Raw genomic sequence first — 19,943 nt, 5'->3', positions numbered from 1 at the left:
AAGGACGTGTTACCATTCGTTGGTAGCATGTCCTTTTTTATTGTTGCAGCTCAAGAGGGTGGACTGCAACAAATAAATGTTAGCACCAGTGCTTCTATTCTTCTTTTGTAGGATGTTGCCCTCGCTTAGGAAACCGTTTCACCATTTTATCGAAATCACTTTCGAGCCGTGCCATTTCCCTTTGACGGTAGATGACAAATTCTCGTTCAGCCTTTTCTATCGCTTCGTTGTGTGATATACGGCCTTTCCCTTCCAACACAGTGCGTTGCAGGGATAGAATTTGGTTGTCAAGAGCGGTTATCCAGTCTACCATTCGCATGGGATGTTCATCAAGTGCCTGAAATTCGGCAAAGTCTAGGAATTGCGATACGAGTAGGTTAAGTCGTTGCAGCTCTTTTTGCGTGAGATAGTTCTTGGCAATCTTCACATCGTCTTTCGTGATATAGTCGCCCTTGAAGTTGGTCATGCCTACTAGAGGTTTGTCGCTATCAACCCGATCGAAGATGATTTCCGCGGCGGTGTGTTCGTGTACGGCGTAGTGAAGTTTGTTTTGCACCGTGGCGAAGAACGTATGTGTGAGCTCGGTACGTGGGTCGTAGTCCACCGAAGTTGCGTAAATGTCCGTCACCTGCTGATAGAAGTTACGCTCCGAAGCACGGATGTCGCGGATGCGTTGTAACAATTCACGGAAGTAACGGTTACCCCCTTGCATCAGTCGGTCGTCATCCATGGAAAAGCCCTTTTGTATATATTCATGTAGTCGTTCGGTTGCCCATCGACGAAAGCGGGTTGCAACTTGTGATTGCACTCTGTAACCCAGGGCTATAATCATGTCTAGGTTGTAATGGTCGATGTTGCGCTGTACGGTTCTACCGCCTTCTTGTCGAACTAACAAGTATTTCTTGTGAGTTGCCGTCTCCTCCAATTCAGCATCAGCATAGACGTTCTTGATATGTAGGGCGATGTTTTGTTGTGTTGTGTCGTAAATGTCCGCCAATTGCCCTTGTGTGAGCCATACGTCTTCATCGGCAAAGCGCACATTCACTTTCACCAAGCCGTTGTCGTCTTGGTAGATGATGAGGTGGTTGTTGGTTTTTTTATCTTTCATTGGTTTTGTTGTTGTGGTGGTTCTATGAATATATGGTACGAATCATCTTTTTATTGGCAAACATGTCCTTTTTATTACTCAGAGTTGCTTATGCTTGATTGTGAATGGAGCTGCAATGTGCTTTAAGCTGACTGCTACAATGAAAGGTGCGTGTTACCTACAAGTGGCAACACGCACCTTTTAAATACTATGCGCTGAGTCCCCCGTGATGTAATTAGGCTTGAAATGAAAGTCATTACGCCTCATTTCTCATGGAGAACGGCAGGGGTAAGACCGTGTTTTTCTTCCCCACTAAGTGTCGGAGAAGTGGAACACTAGGTCGCGCCTTTCCCGTTAAGCTGGGTCAGAACAGGCATATTGCCCCTCATTCGCCATTAGGCGAGGTTGTGGATGGGGAATGCTTTTTAGCACGATTTGTAGTATTCCAAGTCTTCCACCTTAAAGTTGACGATGAAAGCATGGTTGCCGATAACCGCCTCTTCGGTAAGGCGAACATACACGTTGGCACTCTTTTCGAAGAGTTCGGGAGCTTTCGATGCGTCGGCAATGATGAGCAACGACATGAAAATCTCGGCAGTCATCTCGTAAAGGCGACGTGCAAGGAAGTCTTGCCTATCTTGGTTGCCACACTCTTTCACGTTGTTCACGCTCTCTTCGTAACGTTCCACCAGCTTGGCCACACGCTCTTTAAGTGGCTGTAAGTTCTCGGCCACCTCGTCTTCGAGCATCTCTTTCATGATGCCGAGGTAAGTTCCGTTGGTGATATAGCGAATGGCGGCCACCACTTGCAACTGCGTTGTGCCCTCGTAAATAGAGAAAATGCGTGCGTCGCGATAGAGGCGTTGGCTCTTATACTCCATGATGAAGCCCGAACCGCCATGAATTTGTATGGCATCGTAGGCGTTTTGGTTGGCGTATTCAGAGTTCATACCCTTCGCCAGCGGTGTGAAGGCATCGGCCAAGCGCATGTATTTCTTTTGCTCGGCACGTTCTTCGGACGTAAGTTTGCGTTCGCGTGCGATGTCGTCGAGCGCTTTATAAACGTCAACATAGCGTGCCGTTTGGTAGAGAATGCTACGTCCTGCATCCAATTTGGCCTTCATGCGCGCGAGCATGTCGTACACGGCGGGGAAGTCGATGATGTTTGTTTCAAACTGTCTACGTTCGCGAGCGTAGTTCAATCCTTCGGTATAGGCGGCCTGCGACACGCCAACGCTCTGTGCGGCGATACCCAAACGGGCACCGTTCATCAGTGCCATAACGTACTTGATGAGGCCCAAACGCGTTTCGCCACATAGTTCGGCCTTTGCGTTTTTGTACACCAACTCGCACGTTGGCGAGCCATGTATGCCCAGTTTGTTTTCTATATGGCGCACGGTAACGCCGCCTTGACGCTTGTCGTAGATAAACATCGACAGTCCGCGACCGTCTTTTGTGCCCTCCTCAGAGCGCGCCAAAACCAAGTGGATGTCGGAATCGCCGTTGGTGATAAAGCGTTTTACGCCATTGATAAGCCAGCAACCATCTTTCTCCGAGTAGGTGGCTTTGAGCATAACGCTTTGCAAGTCGCTGCCCGCATCGGGTTCAGTGAGGTCCATCGACATCGTTTCGCCTTGACAAACGCGCGGAATGTACTTCTTGCGCTGCTCTTCGTCGCCGAATTCGTACAGCGTTTCGATGCAGTCTTGCAAGCTCCAGATGTTTTGGAAACCCGCATCGGCCGTCGCCATCATTTCCGATGCCATAGAATAAGGCGTTATTGGGAGGTTCAAACCTCCGTAACGGCGTGGCATAGAGATGCCCCACAGGCCAGCTTTGCGCGTGGCGTCGAGGTTTTCGAACGTTTTCGAGGCATACACCATGCGTCCGTCGACGAGGTGCGGACCCTCTTCGTCAACCGATTCGCTGTTTGGCTCGATAACGTTAGCGGTGATGTCGCCCGTTATTTCCAACAGTTGCTTATAGTTTTCGATGGCGTCGTCGTAGTCAACGGGTGCGTCGTCGTATTTATCTTTATCTTCAAAGTTGCGCTCTTTCAGCTCAACAATTCTTTTCATCAATGGGTGATGAAGGTGGAACTCCAACTCGGGAGAGTCCGAAAAGTAATTTGCCATAATCTTTTAAAAAGGAGTAAGGAGAAAAGGAGTAAAGGTAGTAAGTTAGGAGGTGTTGCCCTTTGTCTATGGCATATGCTCCTTTACGCCTTTATAATAGGCGTTCAATAGTTTACTTGTCTCCTCGATACTCGTTGTTAATAAGTCATACGTTTCGATATTGATATAGCAAAGGTCTTTTGAAAGCAGAATGTAGTAGCGACATTCTTCAAGACTGCCTTGGGCGAAATTAAGAAAACGCAGTTTGTCTGCCTTCCCATCTCTTCTATATCCCTCGGCAATGTTGGCGGGAATAGATACTGCCGCCCTTTGGAATTGAGAACACAAGCCGAACAACTCGAACTTAGGATAACTCTTCGTTGCTTGATACACAAGTACAACAAAGCTGTGTGCCTTTTGCCAAACAATAAGATCCTTAAAACTTCGTGTCATCGCAAAGCATTCTCCGCTTACTACTTTACTACTTACAACCTTACTACTTATTTTTATAATACTTAATCAGCTTTGGCACCACCTCTTCTACTGTGCCCACGATAACATAGTCTGCAATCTTGTTGATAGGTGCATCGGGGTTGGTGTTGATAGAGATGATAATGCCACTGTCTTGCATTCCGGCGATGTGTTGTATCTGTCCAGAGATGCCGCAAGCGATGTACACCTTGGGATGAACGGTAACACCCGTCTGTCCAATCTGCCTATCGTGGTCGGCCCAACCAGCATCAACGGCGGCCCTACTTGCTCCCACCTCGCCGTGCAGTTCCTTGGCGAGCTTGAAAAGCAGGTCGAAACCCTCCTTGCTGCCTACGCCATAGCCACCGGCCACAACGATGGGCGAGCCTTTGAGGTTGTGCTTGGCCTCTTCAACGTGACGGTCGAGCACCTTTACCACGTAACTTTCGGGTTGTACGTACTGTGTAACGTCGGGATAAACGGTTTCTCCCTTATAGTTTTCGTCCAGCACTTTTTTCTGCATCACGCCACTTCTCACCGTAGCCATTTGTGGTCTGTGGTCGGGGTTGACAATCGTTGCAACGATGTTTCCACCGAAGGCGGGACGAATTTGGTACAGCAGCTTATCGTAATGCTTGCCTGCTTTCTTGTCATCATAGTCGCCAATCTCCAGCTGGGTGCAGTCTGCGGTAAGTCCGCTAGTAAGCGACGACGACACGCGCGGACCCAAATCGCGACCGATAACCGTTGCGCCCATCAGGCAGATTTGCGGTTTCTCTTGCTTAAAGAGGTTCACCAGGATGTCGGTATGTGGCGCCGACGTGTAAGGGAAAAGCCCCTCGGCATCAAAAACGAAAAGCTTATCTACGCCGTAAGGCAAGATTTGGCCTTCGACATGGCCTTTAATTCCCGTGCCAGCCACCACGGCATGCAGTTGCACGCCCAACTCGTTGGCCAGACTGCGACCTTTGGTTAGCAATTCTTGAGACACTTCGGCCACCGTCGTGTCTTCTATTTCGCAATATACAAATACGTTGTTCATGTTTGTTCTTTAATTTAAGAAGGAGATGTTTTTTGAGGAGTTAAGGAGTTATGTAGTTAAGGAGTTAAGCCAAATGCTTTGCGGCTTTCTTCAAAAGCACAGGATTTTAGACAGAAGAACATAAGGACATAAGGTAAGGCATAAACAGCATAATGGCTTTTGATGGCGTAGCATCTTTTCATCCTTTCACCTTTAAAAGCTCTGTTCTTCTTTTAATTCGCAAGGCATATCACTCCCCTCTCCACTTGGAGAGGAGTTGGGGGTGAGGCTTCTCTTTCACTTTACCTCCCCTTATCCGATAATCTTTTCGTCCAACAATTCTTTCATCATCGCCTCGATGTCGGCGTCTGCGGCCGTTAGCGTCTTGCTTTCCTTGGCTTGGAACACGATGTTTTGCACGCTCTTCACCTTTGTGGGCGAGCCGCTAAGTCCGCATTGGGCTGCATCTCCGTCCACATCGGCCACGCTCCATTGGTTGAGCGTGAGGTAAGGGCGCAGATCGAACAGTTCGGGATGCGGCTCTTTGCCGTTGCGTTCCATGGGGCAACGCGCGTTTTTGTACTTCATCACCAGCTTAGCGTTGCAAGGACGGCATGGGGCAGCACTTCCGTTAACCGTCACCACGCAAGGCATGGGTGCCTCAACCGTTTCAACACCGCCGTCGATGTGTCGGCGAATGGTTAGCTTGCCATCCTCAACTTTCAGTATTTCTTCGGCGTATGTAACCTGATTAAGGCCCAATTTCTGTGCCACCTGCGGTCCAACCTGTGCCGTGTCGCCGTCGATGGCTTGTCGTCCGCCGATAACGATGTCCACATCGCCAATCTTTTTGATGGCTGTAGCCAAGGCATAGGATGTGGCCAGCGTGTCGGCACCGGCGAAAAGCTTGTCGGTGAGCAGCCAACCCGTGTCTGCTCCGCGGTAAAGTCCTTGTCTGATGATTTCACCTGCACGTGGAGGACCCATCGTCAGCACGCCAACGGTAGAGCCAGGGTGCTGTTCTTTAAGGCGCAGAGCCTGTTCCAATGCGTTTAAGTCTTCTGGATTAAAGATTGCGGGCAAGGCTGCGCGGTTCACCGTGCCTTCTGCCGTCATGGCATCTTTGCCCACGTTTCTCGTGTCTGGTACTTGTTTGGCAAGTACAACGATTTTCAAACTCATAGATTTTATAGTAATATAATGTGATTTCTGCTTGTAAAAGTACACTTTTTTTGCTTTATGGCAAAAGAAATGAAACGAAAAAAACGTAAGAGGGGCTGTGTGTGGCTGTTTAACAAGCATCGTTAAGTGCTTCTAGCGAGAGCTGTTGCAGGCGTTAGCAGCCAGTGGAAGCGTGTCGGCGCGTATAATGTTGGTACGTGTCTCATGCGCGCGCGTATATTAATGAGGTGTGTTCTATAAATCCCCCTTTACATGTTATACACGCTGTAAGGAACTTATAGAACACACCCTAAGAAGGTTATGCGGCCTTATTTATGCCCTTGGCGAATGATGCTCACCACTTCTACGGTGTAAACCAGCGTAGAGTAAGGGGGCACAGATACTGTTTTGCTTAGCGAAGGAGCAATGGTTCCGCTCCCTGTTGCCGAGCCAAAACCCAGTTGGTAAGGCACGTACACGCGCCATTTGGCACCTACGGGCATGTTTTGCAATGCCGTTTGCAGACCTGGCGCAACCGAACTCACCGCCAGTTTAGCGGCGTTGGCCGTGGTGTTGTCGTCACTTCCCACGTAGGTTTGGTGGAAAACCTTGCCTTGCGGATAACTTGGAGATGCTTTAAGTCGGCCTTGCAGTATCACGCGCACCGTGTCGTTCTGAAATGCGCGGTCACTCCCTTCGCCCGCATTGATTACTTCTGCGGCCACGTTGTCGGTCTTGTTTTTCACCGCCTCCTTGGGTAGCGTGATGCTAGGTATCACTTGCCATTGGGCGGTATTGGCCTTCGCCACATTATATATGCTGTCGAAATAGGCCTCGTTAGCGGCTTGCCAGTTGGGGAAGTCGTCTGCCGCGTTGTCCGTTTCGCTGCATGCGGTGAAGGCAAAGGCCATAAATGCGGCCGCGGCCATCAATAAAAAGCTTTTTCTCGTCATGGTTATTGCAGTTTTTTGAGCAAGGTGGTGATGCTCACTTTGTCTTCAATGATGTTTTCTAGTTGGTCTATGTTCACGCGTTCTTGCTGCATGTTGTCGCGGAAACGCAACGTAACGCAGTTGTCGGTCAGCGTGTCGTGGTCAACCGTTACGCAGTAGGGCGTACCAATGGCGTCTTGTCTGCGATAGCGTTTGCCGATAGTGTCCTTTTCGTCGTAGTGCGTGTTGAACTTGAATTTCAGGTTGTTTACAATCTCGCGAGCCTTTTCGGGCAGCCCGTCTTTCTTCACCAACGGCAGCACGGCCAACTTAACGGGTGCCAGTGCAGCGGGCAATTTCAGTACGGTTCGCGTTTCGCCGTTCTCCAACTTCTCTTCTTCGAAGGCGTGGCACATCACCGAAAGGAACATGCGGTCTACGCCGATGCTGGTCTCGATAACGTAAGGCGTGTAGCTTTCGTTGGTTTGCGGGTCGAAGTACTTGATGCTCTTGCCCGAAAATTTCTCGTGTTGCGAGAGGTCGAAGTCGGTACGCGAGTGTATGCCTTCCACCTCTTTGAAACCGAAGGGCATGCGGAACTCAATGTCGGATGCGGCGTTGGCATAGTGCGCCAGCTTTTCGTGGTCGTGGAAACGATAGTTTTCAGCACCAAATCCCAATGCTTGATGCCATTTCATACGCGTTTCTTTCCACTTGTGGAACCAGTCTAGCTCGGTGCCGGGCGTAACGAAGAACTGCATTTCCATTTGCTCGAACTCGCGCATGCGGAAGATAAATTGGCGTGCCACAATTTCGTTTCTGAACGCCTTTCCTATCTGGGCGATGCCGAAGGGCACTTTCATGCGCCCCGTTTTTTGCACGTTCAGGTAGTTAACAAAAATGCCCTGTGCCGTTTCGGGGCGCAGGTAAATCTTGCTGGCGGCGTCGGATAGCGAGCCCATTTCGGTAGAGAACATGAGGTTGAACTGGCGAACGTCGGTCCAATTCTTTGTACCGCTGATGGGGTCTACAATCTCCTCGTCCTCGATAATCTGTTTCAGCTCTTCCAAGTTAGGGCCTTGCATGGCCTGCGCATAGCGTTCGTGCAGTGCGTCGCGCTTGGCTTGGTGTTCCTGTACGCGTGGATTGGTTTGGCGGAACATGGCCTCGTCAAAGCTGTCGCCGAACTTTTTGGCAGCCTTAGCCACCTCTTTATCTATCTTTTCTTCGTATTTGGCAATTTGGTCTTCTATCAGCACGTCGGCACGATAGCGTTTTTTAGAGTCGCGGTTGTCGATAAGGGGGTCGTTGAAAGCGTCCACGTGTCCGCTAGCTTTCCAGATGGTTGGGTGCATAAAGATGGCCGAGTCGATGCCCACGATGTTCTCGTGCAGCAGCACCATGCTCTTCCACCAATACTCCTTAATGTTGTTTTTCAGTTCAACGCCGTTTTGTCCGTAGTCGTAAACGGCTCCCAGCCCATCGTAAATGTCGCTGCTGGGGAACACGAACCCATATTCTTTGCAGTGCGAAACTATTTTCTTGAAAACGTCTTCTTGTGCCATTGTCTTTTTCTTATTTACTTATTTGTGGCACAAAGTTACACATTATTTCTGATAGAAGGCGAACTGGGGCGTTAAAATCAGCGTTTTAGGTGGGGGTAAACAACAATGATGGGTTTGTTCGGATATTGGTGTTGCGAGAAAAACGCTGTGTGAGGAGAAGGAAACAAGGTGCTTAAAAACATCCCATTCACGATGCGAGGTGCACGAAAACAGAGCCCAAAGAAAAGAAGTTGTCTTGACTTTTAATATTTCTATAAATTGAGAGGAGTTTGTTGTCTTTGTACTGTAAAACCAAGATAGACACATCTCTCATGTACGAAGAGTAGGACAAGTCAACTCACTGTATTATAAACTCACGAAAACCCTACAACTCCCGAACACATCAACTCATCAACTTACAAACCCAAGAGCCCATAAACTTATCAACTCAAAAACTCATAACCTCACCAACTCACCAACTCAAAATCTTAAATCGTTATTATTTATTTTACAATATTGCTCCAATTTTCACTCTGTTCTAGCGAAATTTTAGGTTAAAAAGTAGGTAAAAAGTCGCTTTTTCTAGTGTTTCGCGCCTTTTGTTTTGTCTATTTTTAGGCAAAGAACCTGCATTTTGCACCATTTCGCCTTTCTAGTTTGGTTGTCAACTCATTATTTTTCACGCCAAATTCCCCACTTTTAGCCCCTAAAACCCCACCTTTTGATGGGTGTTTTGCCCTTTTCAGCCCTGTTTTTCGTGGCTCTGAAAGGTTTTGTTTATGCAATTGTAGTGGATTTTTATACTTTTCGTCTTGCATTTAGCGGCATTTAGCGCCGCATTTTGCTGCATTTTACCTTGCGTTTTGCAGCAAAACGCATTGCATTTAGTACCAAAACGCACTGCATTTAGCGGCATATTGCACGCCATTTAGCACCAAAATGCACTATATTTTGCTGCAAATAGCCCCAAAATGGGTGCAAAAGGCGGTGTCTGGAAATAAATATTCATTTTGTCGCATGCACATGCTAACCCTTTTTTGCATCAAAACAAACCTTCGCGAGAATCGATTTTTTGCGGCAAGGTGGGCGGTTGGTGCGCAGAAAGGGCACTGATAGTGTTAAAATTTACGCTGAAAAGTTGACAACGTTTCAGGCTGACGGGTAGACAAGTTACCAAGAAGGCAAGTGGATAAGTGAACGGGTTAATCGTTCGTCTTTCGGGTTTTGACATAAATACGTCCATTTCTGACATAAGAACATAAGGAACATAAATAAGGTCGTCTTGACTTTCTCCTCATTATGTGCCACTGGTAAGATGCTTTCAACTTGTAGAGAATGCACTGAAAGAACTTCCGCCTAATTATCTTTTTGAGACATAGCCATGTTTTTCCACCGGCAAATGGGGCAGAATTTCTGGTTTTATCGTATCTTAGTTCAGCACTTCGTACATGAAGAAGGTTGTTTATCTGGGTTTTACAAAGCAAACACAACAAACTCCTCTCAATTTATAGAAAGGCTAAAAGACAAGCCGACCTCAGTGGGCATGAATGCCCCATTGTTTTTGTTCCTGGCGTTTTTGCTGCAACTAAGAAAAGGATGTGGTGCAAAAGTAGTCCTTCTATCATTCCAAAAGTAATGGAAGAATAGCAAGAAACATCAAAAAAGTGTAGGCTAATAGTGGCTTTGAACGGTAAAAAGTGTCCAAAATAACTAATTGGCGGCGATAAAACACGGCTAATCCAAGTTTTATTTGTATTTTTGCATGATGCTGAATAAAACTGGCTAGTGTACCTGTTTCATGTTTATTATGGAACGTAAAAGAGAAACTCACACTATGGACGACGAAATAAAAGACCCGAACGAACTGGAAGAAGGCCTGGACATGGCCGACGAAAAGCAACAAGACGAAAACGAGGAAGAGGGCGTTGAAACGCATTCCGACTACAAACCCGCCGACCGCTTCGATGCCTCGGCGGTGCATCACCTTAGTGGCATGTACCAAAATTGGTTCCTCGACTACGCCTCGTACGTTATCTTGGAACGCGCCGTGCCTAACATCGCCGACGGCTTGAAACCGGTTCAACGCCGCATATTGCACTCGATGAAACGCATGGACGACGGAAGGTACAACAAAGTGGCCAACATTGTGGGCCATACCATGCAGTTTCACCCCCACGGCGACGCCTCTATCGGCGATGCCCTTGTGCAGATGGGACAGAAAGACCTGCTTATCGACACGCAAGGAAACTGGGGAAACATACTCACGGGCGACCGCGCTGCCGCCCCACGTTATATCGAGGCGCGGCTTTCTAAGTTCGCGCTCGACACCGTTTTCAATCCCAAAACCACGCAATGGCAAGCTAGCTACGACGGAAGAAACAAAGAACCCATCGCGTTGCCCGTGAAGTTCCCCTTGCTTTTGGCGCAAGGGGCGGAGGGAATTGCCGTTGGACTAAGTTCCAAAATCCTTCCGCACAACATGCGCGAGCTGTGCCAGGCGGCCATACATTATCTTAAAGGCGAACCGTTTAGGCTGTTTCCCGACTTCCCCACGGGCGGTTCGATTGATGCTAGCCGATATAACGACGGACAAAGGGGCGGCTCTATCAAGGTGCGCGCCAAGATTGAGAAACTGGACAACAAGACACTTGTTATCCGCGAGATACCTTTCAGCAAGAACACCACCACGCTTATCGAATCTATTCTTAAAGCGGTGGACAAGGGGAAGATAAAGGCTAAACGCGTAGACGACAATACGGCGGCCGAAGTGGAGATACAAGTGCACCTCGCCCCCGGCATTTCGTCGGACAAAACCATTGATGCACTCTACGCATTTAGCGACTGCGAGATTAACATTTCGCCCAACTGCTGTGTCATCGAAGACAACAAGCCGCGCTTCCTCACCGTAAGCGAGGTGTTGCGCCATAACGTTGACAGCACGATGGGGCTGCTTAGGATGGAATTGCAGATAAGGAAAGACGAACTGTTGGAGCAGCTTTTCTTCTCTTCGCTTGAGAAAATATTCATCGAAGAGCGCATTTACAAAGACAAGAAGTTTGAGAATGCCGAGAATATGGACGTTGCCGTGGAGCATATCGACAACCGACTGACGCCCTTCAAGCCCAACTTCATACGCGAATTGCGCCGCGAAGACATCATGCGATTGATGGAAATAAAGATGCAGCGCATACTTAAATTCAGCAAAGATAAGGCCGACGAGTTGCTGGCACGTATCAAAGAAGAGATTGCGGGCATTGACCACGACTTGGCACACATGACGGACGTCACCATCAAATGGTTCAAATTCTTGATTGATAAGTACGGAAAGGACCACCCCCGACTAACCGAGATAAAGAGTTTTGAAACCATCGAGGCCACCAAAGTGGTTGAGGCCAACGAGAAACTATACATCAACCGTCGCGAGGGATTTATCGGAACGGGGTTGAAAAAAGACGAGTTTGTGTGCAATTGCTCGGACATCGACGACATTCTGGTGTTCCATCGCGACGGCAAGTATAAGATAATGCGCGTGGCCGATAAGATTTTCGTGGGCAAAAACGTGTTGCATGTGCAGGTGCATAAGCGCAACGACAGACGCACCACTTATAATATTGTGTATCGCGACGGCAAGGAAGGCCATTATTTTATCAAACGTTTCAACATCACCAGCGCAACGCGCGACCGCGAATACGACCTTACGCAAGGCACAGCGGGTTCGAAAGTGGTTTATTTCACGGCCAATCCCAACGGCGAGGCCGAGACGATACGGGTTATTCTCGAACCGGAAGCACCCCCAAGCCGCAAAAAATGTATCGTGGATTTCGACTTCTCGAAGGTGATTATCAAGGCGAGAACCTCGCGTGGAAACATCATTTGCAAACGTCCGGTGAAGAAAATAGGCTTGCTCGAAGCGGGACACAGCACATTGGGAGGCCGTAAAGTGTGGTTCGACCCCGATGTGAAACGCATTAATTACGACGACCACGGCCGACTGCTGGGCGAGTTTAACGAGAACGACTCTATACTTGTGGTGCTGGATAACTGCGAGTTCTATCTCTCGGACTTCGATGTGAACAACCATTACGAAGACAACTTAAAACTGATTGAGAAGTGGGACGAGAACAAAGTGTGGAGTGCCGTGGTGCGCGATGCCGACAATGACAAGTTCGCTTACGTCAAACGTTTCACGATGGAGGGCTCTAAGCGCAAGCAAAGTTTCCTTGGCGACAACCCCAAGAGCGAACTTCTCTTCCTGTCCGACCAGCCTTACCCGCGCATTAAGGTGGTGTTCGGCGGTAGCGACAAAGACCGTGCGCCCATGGAGATTGACATTGAAGACTTTGTTGGCGTTAAAGGGTTCAAGGCTAAGGGTAAACGCATCACCACTTCGCATGTAGACCACATTGAAGAACTGGAGCCTACACGTTTCCCCGAACCCGAACCAGAGCCTGAAGACAATGGAGAACAAGGCAATGATGGTGCAGAAAGCGCGCCGTCTGCCGTCTCTTCGTCGCCCCGTATCAAGCCTACGGCCAGTCCAGAACAACCAAGTCTTTTTCAAGATGAACCTTAGTGCATCCCCCTTGTGGCGCATTCAGACTGTGGCCACACACGCAAGCGAAACCTTTACCTGTGCCAACGTTCGCCAATGGGCGTGGGCAGGGTGGGTGCTTTGCCTGCTTTTGTTGTGCCTTAGCCCCACGGCGCAGGCGCAAAACGAGCTTTATCAAGACCCGACATTGCCCACCAATCGCAAGATAACTACCACTGCACGCATGTTGGGCATCAGCCGGGCGCAGGTGTTAGACACTTATCTTTCGCCCGAACATTACACAGGTCCCGACCTCCGTTATATCTCGCAGACCCAGCGCGAGCGCGAAGGACGCCGTCTTTCGCAGCTCATCACGCACACGGGAAACGTGGCTTACCTTAAAAATAGGGCAGGAAGTGGCAACGAAATAGCGGGCATGTACTGCTTTGACTATGCTTTGCACTATGGCTTTGATTGGCTGGACCACCGCTTGCAGTTGCAAGTAGGGGGTAGGGTAGAAACCCATGTGGGCTTTATCTACAACACCCACAACTCCAACAACCCTGCTCAGGGGCGTGTGTTTCTGCATCTTGCACCCTCGGCAGTGGCCAGTTACAAGCTTAGGGCGGGCAGCATATCCCTGCTCTTGCGTTACGAAGTGGCCGTACCCCTGCTTGGCGTGATGTTCTCGCCCAACTATGGCCAGTCGTATTACGAGATATTCTCAGAAGGAAACTACGACAACAACATCGTCCCCACCACTATTGGCTCTGCTCCTTCCTTGCGGCAGATGCTCACTGTCGACTTTCCGCTCTTGCGCTCAACCGTTCGTTTGGGCTATATGGGCGACATCCAGCAGTCGCGAGTCAATGGATTGAAAACCCATGTCTATACACATGGCGTGGTGATTGGCCTTGTTAAACGTTTCACCCTCATCAAACTTGCGCCATGAAAAGAAAGCTGTTATACTTCTTTTTGCCGTTAATGGCGGCGTGGGGCTTGCTTGGCGCCTGTGTTGATGTAGAGCAATACGATAACAATCCGCGTGGAAACTTCGAGGCTTTGTGGCGAATAATCGACGAACATTATTGCTTTTTCGACTATAAGCAGCAAGAATATGGTTTGGATTGGCATGCCGTTTACAACAAATATGCACCCCAATTCGACGACCAAATGACCGAGGAGCAAACCTTTGAGGTGCTGACCAACATGCTAGGCGAACTTAAAGACGGGCACGTTAACCTCTATGCGCCCTTTGATGTGGGCCGGGATTGGTCGTGGAAAGAAGATTATCCCACCCATTTCAGCGAGAACGTGCTGAAACTTTACCTCGGAAAAGACTACAAGATTGCGGCCGGCATGAAGTATCGCATACTTAACGACAACGTGGCTTACCTGCGTTGCGCCACGTTCGTGAACGATTTCGGGGCAGGAAACCTCGACCGCATCTTGCTTTACTTCGCTCCTTGCAACGGACTGATTATAGATTTGCGCGAGAATGGCGGCGGAATGGTGACCAGTGCTGAGGCTCTTGCGGCCCGTTTTACCAACGAAGAGGTGCTGGTGGGCTACATGCAGCACAAGACGGGACGCGGACATAACGATTTTTCGCCCCGTCGGCAGCAGATACTTAAACCCTCTAAGGGGCTTAGGTGGCAAAAACGAGTGGTGGTTCTCACCAATCGCGGCGTGTACAGTGCAGCCAACGAGTTTGTGAAATACATGAAGTGTCTGCCCCAAGTAACCATTGTGGGTGACAGAACGGGCGGCGGTGCGGGGCTACCTTTTTCTAGTGAGCTGCCCAACGGCTGGATAGTGCGTTTCTCTGCCTGTCCTATGTACGACCGCGATGGGAAAGATACCGAGTTCGGCATCGCCCCAACGCATCAGGTAGGCATGAAACCTACGGACCAGGCACGCGGTAGGGACACGCTTATTGAATACGCCCGAAAGCTGTTGGCGAAGTAAAAGCGTGCGGAAAGGAGCTTCTCGAATAGTGGTAAATAAGGCAGGCCAATAGCAATGAAAACGGGGTAGAATATGCTTTTGTCTGGCGTCCTACACCATAATATGATACGCGCGCACGCGAGAAAAGCGTAAAAAGACGGCGAAAAATTTGGCTTGCCCCTAAAAAATCACTAACTTTGCACCGCAAATCGCGCCTGTGGCGAAATTGGTAGACGCGCTAGACTTAGGATCTAGTGTTTCGCGACGTGTAGGTTCGAGTCCTATCAGGCGCACAACGGCAATCCCGACTGTTCCATTTAGAGCGGTCGGGATTTTTTTTGTTCCCGCAATTCTGGTCCTAGAATGATCCTTATCGCCCCGTCCTTAGTTCGATAAGGAAAGTCGTTCCCACGCCCACTTCCGAGCTTTTCACGCTGATTTTGCCCTTGTGATACTCTTCCACGATGCGTTTGGCAAGCGACAACCCCAGTCCCCAGCCGCGTTTCTTGGTGGTAAACCCAGGGCGGAACACGTTGGCGATGTCTTTTTTGCGGATGCCTTTGCCCGTATCGCTCACTTCGATAAGTACTTTTTGGGCTGTTTTTTGCACGTTTAGCGTGATGCAACCTTCGCTTTCGCCGATTGCATCCATCGCGTTCTTGCAAAGGTTTTCGATAACCCACTCGAAGAGCGAGGCATTAAGGTTAAGGATGATGTCTTCTTCGGGCAATTGCGTTTTAAGGGTGATGCGTTTGGGTGTGCGCTTGTCCATGTAGCTCACAACGTGTGCCAAAACGTCGTTCAGGCTAGAAGGAACAGGCTCGGGCAGTGAGCCAATCTTAGAAAACCTGTCGGCAATCAGCTGCAACCTACTGATGTCTTTCTCCATTTCGGGTATCAGTTCGTCGTCGGGATGTGTTTCTTTCAGTACCTCCGTCCATGCCATAAGGCTCGAAATGGGCGTTCCCAGCTGGTGAGCCGTTTCTTTCGACAGTCCCACCCACACCTTGTTTTGCTCTGCTCGCTTAGAAGTGCGCAAGGCAATGATGGCCACCATGACGAAAACCAGCACGATACCTAGCTGCACGTAGGGGTAAGTGGCCAATCGTTGCAGCATCAGCGAGTCGTCGTAGCACACGTCGATGTATTCGCTTTTGATAGAATCGTTGAGCGATATGCGGATGAACCGCCCCTCGGCAAGCAGTCGTTGTCCCATATTGCTAACCAAGAGCACGCTGTCTTCCCCCGTTTTGCCTTTTAGGTTGATGTTGCGGGCCGTCTGCGGCTTGCCTTTTGCATCCAGCACCACCACCGGAATGGTGTTGTTGGCGTTGATAACTTGCAGCACCAGGTTCAGGTCGGTGTTCTCGTCGGCTTGGTTTAGCGTGCGCATAGCCTCTGCCCATATTTCCATTTTGTGGCGTTCTTCGGTTTCGAGGTCGCGTGTTAGCACATGCGACACCACCAGTGAGGCCGTAACGATGATGGTTGCGGCAATCACCAGTATGATTTTTACCTGCCTAATTCTGTCTGTCCATTGCATGTTTTCATAACGCACTTCTTATATATATATTGTGTGGCGGCGTGTTCTATCGGCTTTTCGTTTCATTAAGGCTGCGTTATGCCGCGGCGATTTTGCTGTATTTGGGTGCTTGGATGGTGTAGTTGGTGCGCTGTGTTGGCGGCTTTTGGATGTAGGGTTGCATCGTTTAGAAGTTGCGTTTGGTGGACGAAAGGGGGCGATTTTCGAAACCGTGCAGCGCGTTTTTTCGGCATTTCACTATGCCTTGCTTTCGATTGAGGATATTTTCGGCCGAATTTTTATAATTGGTGAAAGATATTTGGTTTAATTAACAGTTAGAGAAATCAATCTCGTAACCAGCTCATTTTGTTATATTTATGCGTATTTTATGGCCAATTTTACCCTTGTGTGCGGACACACTAGTGCTTGATTAGCATCAAAAGAGGGCTGTTTTATGATGAAAAACATGTTTTTTCTCTTGGCTGTTTGCGCAAACACTAGTACCTTTGCATCGTAAAAAGAAAACTAATCACAATCATACGGATTAAAATGAACAAATGTGAGAGGTTTGAGAGAATAGAAACAAGTAGGTGTTTAGTTAAGTACAAAATTGAAGATTGTTTAGTTGTTGGAGTGATCCAATTTGTTTAGGTAGAAGGTATTGCTTTTAGAGGCGATTAGATTGTAGCAGGAGAACGAACTCGCCCCTGTTGTAAGGGGCGACCTTTGAAGGAAAAAGTATGTACAAACATAAATAAAAGGTTTAGTTGTAATATGAGGTATATTTGAGAGATTGATGATAAGGATAGACATTTAGGTATATAGCAAACATTGAGGTAAATAAGATTAAAGGTAGAACAGACTTCAAAAGTATTAGACAAAGGTAAGACAAGAGATTGACTTTTCAGGGAACAATACATATTTAGGTTTAGGTATAGATAGGTAAGATTGATTTTTCAGGATTATTGGGTATTAGTTTAAGGTAAGATAATAAGGTTGTTAATAAGGATTTTCAGTTTAGATTGTAGTCTTAATAGGTTAAGTTTGATAAGGTAGAAAGAGAATGATGTTAGATGACGCCCTTTTACAGCCTCGTGCTGTAATGGGCTACGCGGCGGGGATGGGATAACCGACGGAACCCCCCGCCACCCGGTAGTGAGCGTAGAAAGAAATGATTTAAGGTTTGCTCTTTGCTTATGGCCTGCGGCTTGCTTATGCCGCTGGCGATGGCGGGGCAAAGTGTTGACATTAGCAGTTGGTGCGGTATCCTTGGATGTAAAAGGGTATCGCTTTTTTGTTTGTTGGCCACTTAATGTGTACCTTTGCAAGGTTGCCACCAAACGATAAAGTAAGTAAAGGGCATGTTTGATAAGAAAAGCAACGACACACTTCTTGCCGGCATCAGGCAGGGAAAGACGCTTACGCGCAACGAGATGCTAAGCCTAATCGTGGGACTTAGCATACCCTCGATATTGGCGCAGGTAACCAACGTGCTGATGTTTTACATCGATGCGGCTATGGTGGGCAAGCTAGGTGCTGCTGCATCGGCATCCATCGGCTTGGTAGAGTCGGCCACGTGGCTCTTTGGCGGGCTTTGTTCGGCCGTTTCGTTAGGTTTTTCGGTGCAGGTAGCCCACTTTATCGGCGCAAACGACTTTGTTAAGGCGCGGCAGGTGTTGCGCCATGCGTTGGTGGTTACGCTGTCATTCAGCTTGTTGGTAACCTTGTGTGCATCGCTCATCGCCTTTAAGCTGCCCATTTGGTTGCGCGGTGGCGACGACATAGCCCACGATGCCGCATTATATTTTCTTATTTATGCCCTTTCCGTGCCCTTTTTGCAGTTGGGCATCCTTTCGTCTAACATGCTGAAAAGTGCAGGCAACATGCAGATACCCAGCATTATGAGCGTGCTGATGTGCGTGTTGGACGTGGGTTTCAACTATCTTTTCATCTATGTGGCCGGCCTTGGCGTACCCGGTGCAGCCCTTGGCACGGTGTTGTCCATAGCCATTGTAGCCTCGGTTGAGGCTTGGTTCGCCCTTTTCCGCTCGTCCATCCTCGCATTACGGCTCGATAAGGTGCGTTTCGTTTGGATGTGGTCGTATGTTCGAAACGCCGTGAAGATAAGTGCGCCCATAGCTGCGCAATATGTGCTGATGACTGGGGCGCAAGTGGTTAGCACTTATATCGTTGCGCCCTTGGGCAACTTTGCCATCGCCGCCAACACCTTTGCCATCACCGCAGAGAGCCTTTGTTACATGCCCGGATATGGCATTGGCGATGCCGCCACTACGCTTGTGGGGCAGAGTATAGGTGCCGGACAGTATGGCTTGTGCCGAAGTTTCGCCAAACTAACCGTAGGCATGGGTATGGCTGTTATGGCCTTGATGGGTGTGGTGATGTATGTGTTTGCGCCAGAGATGATAGCATTGATGACGCCCGTTGACGAAATACGCGCCTTGGGCACGCAGATTCTTCGCATCGAGGCCTTTGCCGAACCCATGTTTGCAGCGGCCATAGTGGGCAATAGCGTTTGCGTTGGGGCGGGCGATACGCTTAAGCCTTCGCTGATGAACCTTGCCAGCATGTGGGGCGTGCGCCTTACGCTTGCCGCAGTGTTGGCCCATTGGTATGGTTTGCAGGGCGTTTGGACGGCCATGGCCGTTGAACTAACCTTCCGCGGCATGCTTTTCCTAGCTCGTTTAAAGTGGGGTGCATGGCTAAGGGCTGAGGGTGATGTAGAGAAAAGCAATGGTGATGGTGGGCGGCATGCGTTGTAGTAGCCGGCCCGCATTGAAGCAGTCTTGACTTTTAAGCTTTCTACAGATTGAGAGGAGTTCGTTATCTTTGTGATGCAAAACCAAGACAAACACCCCACTCACGTACGAAGTGCCAGACAAAGATGTGATGAAATCTGAAATTCTGCCCCATTCGTCTGTGGCAAAATGTGTCTTTGTCTCAAAAAGGTAACTTGGCGGGCACCCTTTCAACACATTCTTTACAAGTTGAAAGCATCTTTCCTGCGGCACAGAATGAGGAAAAGGTAAATGTAACTTCTTTATGTTTCTTATGTTCTGATGTTAAAATGGACGTATTTTGGTCAAAATAAGAAGTGATGAACGATTACCCCGTTCACTTATTCATTCGTCCACTCGCCAGCTAATCCACTCGTTACCTTGTTACCTTGTTCGCTTGTCAGCTCGTCAATTTGCCAAGCTTTGTCAACTTTTCAGTAATAATTTTAACACCAAGAGTGCCCTTTTTATCCACCACGTGCTCACCTTGTCGCAAAAAATCGATTCTCGCAGAGGTTTGTTTTGATGCAAAAAGGGCTTAGTTTGTGAATACGAAAAAATGAATATTTATTTCAAGAAACCGCCATTTGTACCACATTTCGGTCTATTTGCTGCTAAATATAGTGCAATTTGCTGCAAAACGCAGTGCAATATGCCGCAAAACGCAGTGCGTTTTGGTGCAAAATACAGTGCGTTTTGGTGCTAAACGCAAGGTGAAATGGTGCTAAATGCAATGCAAAATGCGGCTAAACGCAAGGCGAAAAGCATAAATATCCACTGAAATAGTATAAATAAAACCTTGCAGAGCCATGAAAAAC

At 48.6% G+C, this 19,943-nt stretch carries 13 protein-coding genes and 1 tRNA gene; 5 read left to right on the top strand and 9 right to left on the bottom strand.

The genetic code is table 11. The annotated features are described in order from the left end of the window. Positions 1 to 94 precede the first annotated feature (94 nt). The 8 genes from HMPREF0670_RS14220 to HMPREF0670_RS16520 all read right to left on the bottom strand — a co-directional run bounded on the left by HMPREF0670_RS14220 (position 95) and on the right by HMPREF0670_RS16520 (position 9,148). Positions 95 to 1,108 carry a virulence RhuM family protein gene (locus HMPREF0670_RS14220; RefSeq protein ID WP_009231843.1) on the bottom strand — a complete coding sequence of 338 codons (1,014 nt, stop codon included), beginning with the start codon at positions 1,106 to 1,108 and terminating at the stop codon, positions 95 to 97. Between the two features lie 404 nt (positions 1,109 to 1,512). Beyond that, entirely contained in the window at positions 1,513 to 3,222 is a 1,710-nt protein-coding gene (locus HMPREF0670_RS14215; protein ID WP_009231842.1) for an acyl-CoA dehydrogenase family protein, read from the bottom strand. A 66-nt stretch (positions 3,223 to 3,288) separates the two neighbouring features. After that, on the bottom strand, positions 3,289 to 3,654 hold the full coding sequence (locus HMPREF0670_RS14210) for a four helix bundle protein (protein ID WP_009231841.1): 366 nt from the start codon (positions 3,652 to 3,654) through the stop codon (positions 3,289 to 3,291). A gap of 43 nt (positions 3,655 to 3,697) precedes the next feature. Continuing rightward, the gene (locus HMPREF0670_RS14205) at positions 3,698 to 4,714 is read right to left on the bottom strand and encodes an electron transfer flavoprotein subunit alpha/FixB family protein (protein ID WP_009231840.1); all 1,017 of its coding nucleotides are present in this window, start codon (positions 4,712 to 4,714) and stop codon (positions 3,698 to 3,700) included. Positions 4,715 to 5,005: 291 nt separating this feature from the next. Continuing rightward, positions 5,006 to 5,875 (bottom strand): electron transfer flavoprotein subunit beta/FixA family protein, encoded by an 870-nt coding sequence (locus HMPREF0670_RS14200; RefSeq protein ID WP_009231839.1) that lies wholly within the window; start codon positions 5,873 to 5,875, stop codon positions 5,006 to 5,008. A 308-nt stretch (positions 5,876 to 6,183) separates the two neighbouring features. Then, entirely contained in the window at positions 6,184 to 6,807 is a 624-nt protein-coding gene (locus tag HMPREF0670_RS14195; RefSeq protein ID WP_009231838.1) for an FKBP-type peptidyl-prolyl cis-trans isomerase, read from the bottom strand. A gap of 2 nt (positions 6,808 to 6,809) precedes the next feature. Next, positions 6,810 to 8,351 carry a glycine--tRNA ligase gene (locus tag HMPREF0670_RS14190; protein WP_009231837.1) on the bottom strand — a complete coding sequence of 514 codons (1,542 nt, stop codon included), beginning with the start codon at positions 8,349 to 8,351 and terminating at the stop codon, positions 6,810 to 6,812. 593 nt (positions 8,352 to 8,944) lie between these two features. Beyond that, positions 8,945 to 9,148 carry a hypothetical protein gene (locus tag HMPREF0670_RS16520; protein WP_044078393.1) on the bottom strand — a complete coding sequence of 68 codons (204 nt, stop codon included), beginning with the start codon at positions 9,146 to 9,148 and terminating at the stop codon, positions 8,945 to 8,947. Between the two features lie 1,016 nt (positions 9,149 to 10,164). On the opposite strand from HMPREF0670_RS16520, the gene HMPREF0670_RS14175 reads away from it, so the two are divergent. The 4 genes from HMPREF0670_RS14175 to HMPREF0670_RS14160 all read left to right on the top strand — a co-directional run bounded on the left by HMPREF0670_RS14175 (position 10,165) and on the right by HMPREF0670_RS14160 (position 15,101). Then, a complete protein-coding gene (locus HMPREF0670_RS14175) occupies positions 10,165 to 12,903 on the top strand; it encodes a DNA gyrase/topoisomerase IV subunit A (RefSeq protein ID WP_044078391.1) in 2,739 nt (912 codons plus the stop codon). Continuing rightward, on the top strand, positions 12,893 to 13,813 hold the full coding sequence (locus HMPREF0670_RS14170) for a DUF3316 domain-containing protein (RefSeq protein WP_009231835.1): 921 nt from the start codon (positions 12,893 to 12,895) through the stop codon (positions 13,811 to 13,813). Before HMPREF0670_RS14175 ends, HMPREF0670_RS14170 begins: the two co-directional genes overlap by 11 nt. Continuing rightward, entirely contained in the window at positions 13,810 to 14,829 is a 1,020-nt protein-coding gene (locus tag HMPREF0670_RS14165) for a S41 family peptidase (RefSeq protein ID WP_009231834.1), read from the top strand. Before HMPREF0670_RS14170 ends, HMPREF0670_RS14165 begins: the two co-directional genes overlap by 4 nt. Before the next feature lie 190 nt (positions 14,830 to 15,019). Continuing rightward, positions 15,020 to 15,101: transfer RNA gene (locus HMPREF0670_RS14160), tRNA-Leu, on the top strand. Positions 15,102 to 15,178: 77 nt separating this feature from the next. Here HMPREF0670_RS14160 and HMPREF0670_RS14155 read toward each other — a convergent pair. Continuing rightward, positions 15,179 to 16,351 carry a sensor histidine kinase gene (locus HMPREF0670_RS14155; protein ID WP_044078390.1) on the bottom strand — a complete coding sequence of 391 codons (1,173 nt, stop codon included), beginning with the start codon at positions 16,349 to 16,351 and terminating at the stop codon, positions 15,179 to 15,181. 1,340 nt (positions 16,352 to 17,691) lie between these two features. Here HMPREF0670_RS14155 and HMPREF0670_RS14150 point away from each other — a divergent pair. After that, a complete protein-coding gene (locus tag HMPREF0670_RS14150) occupies positions 17,692 to 19,110 on the top strand; it encodes an MATE family efflux transporter (protein ID WP_009231832.1) in 1,419 nt (472 codons plus the stop codon). Positions 19,111 to 19,943 lie beyond the last annotated feature (833 nt).

Source organism: Prevotella sp. oral taxon 317 str. F0108 (assembly GCF_000162415.1).
GTDB lineage: Bacteria > Bacteroidota > Bacteroidia > Bacteroidales > Bacteroidaceae > Prevotella > Prevotella conceptionensis.
Note: the sequence above shows the minus strand (reverse complement) of the source record. Positions and strands in the feature narration are given on the sequence as shown.

Coding starts and splice junctions, on each gene's coding strand:
- HMPREF0670_RS14220 (WP_009231843.1), bottom strand. CDS start 1,108: ATGAAAGATAAAAAAACCAACAACCACCTCATCATCTACCAAGACGAC.
- HMPREF0670_RS14215 (WP_009231842.1), bottom strand. CDS start 3,222: ATGGCAAATTACTTTTCGGACTCTCCCGAGTTGGAGTTCCACCTTCAT.
- HMPREF0670_RS14210 (WP_009231841.1), bottom strand. CDS start 3,654: ATGACACGAAGTTTTAAGGATCTTATTGTTTGGCAAAAGGCACACAGC.
- HMPREF0670_RS14205 (WP_009231840.1), bottom strand. CDS start 4,714: ATGAACAACGTATTTGTATATTGCGAAATAGAAGACACGACGGTGGCC.
- HMPREF0670_RS14200 (WP_009231839.1), bottom strand. CDS start 5,875: ATGAGTTTGAAAATCGTTGTACTTGCCAAACAAGTACCAGACACGAGA.
- HMPREF0670_RS14195 (WP_009231838.1), bottom strand. CDS start 6,807: ATGACGAGAAAAAGCTTTTTATTGATGGCCGCGGCCGCATTTATGGCC.
- HMPREF0670_RS14190 (WP_009231837.1), bottom strand. CDS start 8,351: ATGGCACAAGAAGACGTTTTCAAGAAAATAGTTTCGCACTGCAAAGAA.
- HMPREF0670_RS16520 (WP_044078393.1), bottom strand. CDS start 9,148: ATGCAAGACGAAAAGTATAAAAATCCACTACAATTGCATAAACAAAAC.
- HMPREF0670_RS14175 (WP_044078391.1), top strand. CDS start 10,165: ATGGACGACGAAATAAAAGACCCGAACGAACTGGAAGAAGGCCTGGAC.
- HMPREF0670_RS14170 (WP_009231835.1), top strand. CDS start 12,893: ATGAACCTTAGTGCATCCCCCTTGTGGCGCATTCAGACTGTGGCCACA.
- HMPREF0670_RS14165 (WP_009231834.1), top strand. CDS start 13,810: ATGAAAAGAAAGCTGTTATACTTCTTTTTGCCGTTAATGGCGGCGTGG.
- HMPREF0670_RS14155 (WP_044078390.1), bottom strand. CDS start 16,351: ATGCAATGGACAGACAGAATTAGGCAGGTAAAAATCATACTGGTGATT.
- HMPREF0670_RS14150 (WP_009231832.1), top strand. CDS start 17,692: ATGTTTGATAAGAAAAGCAACGACACACTTCTTGCCGGCATCAGGCAG.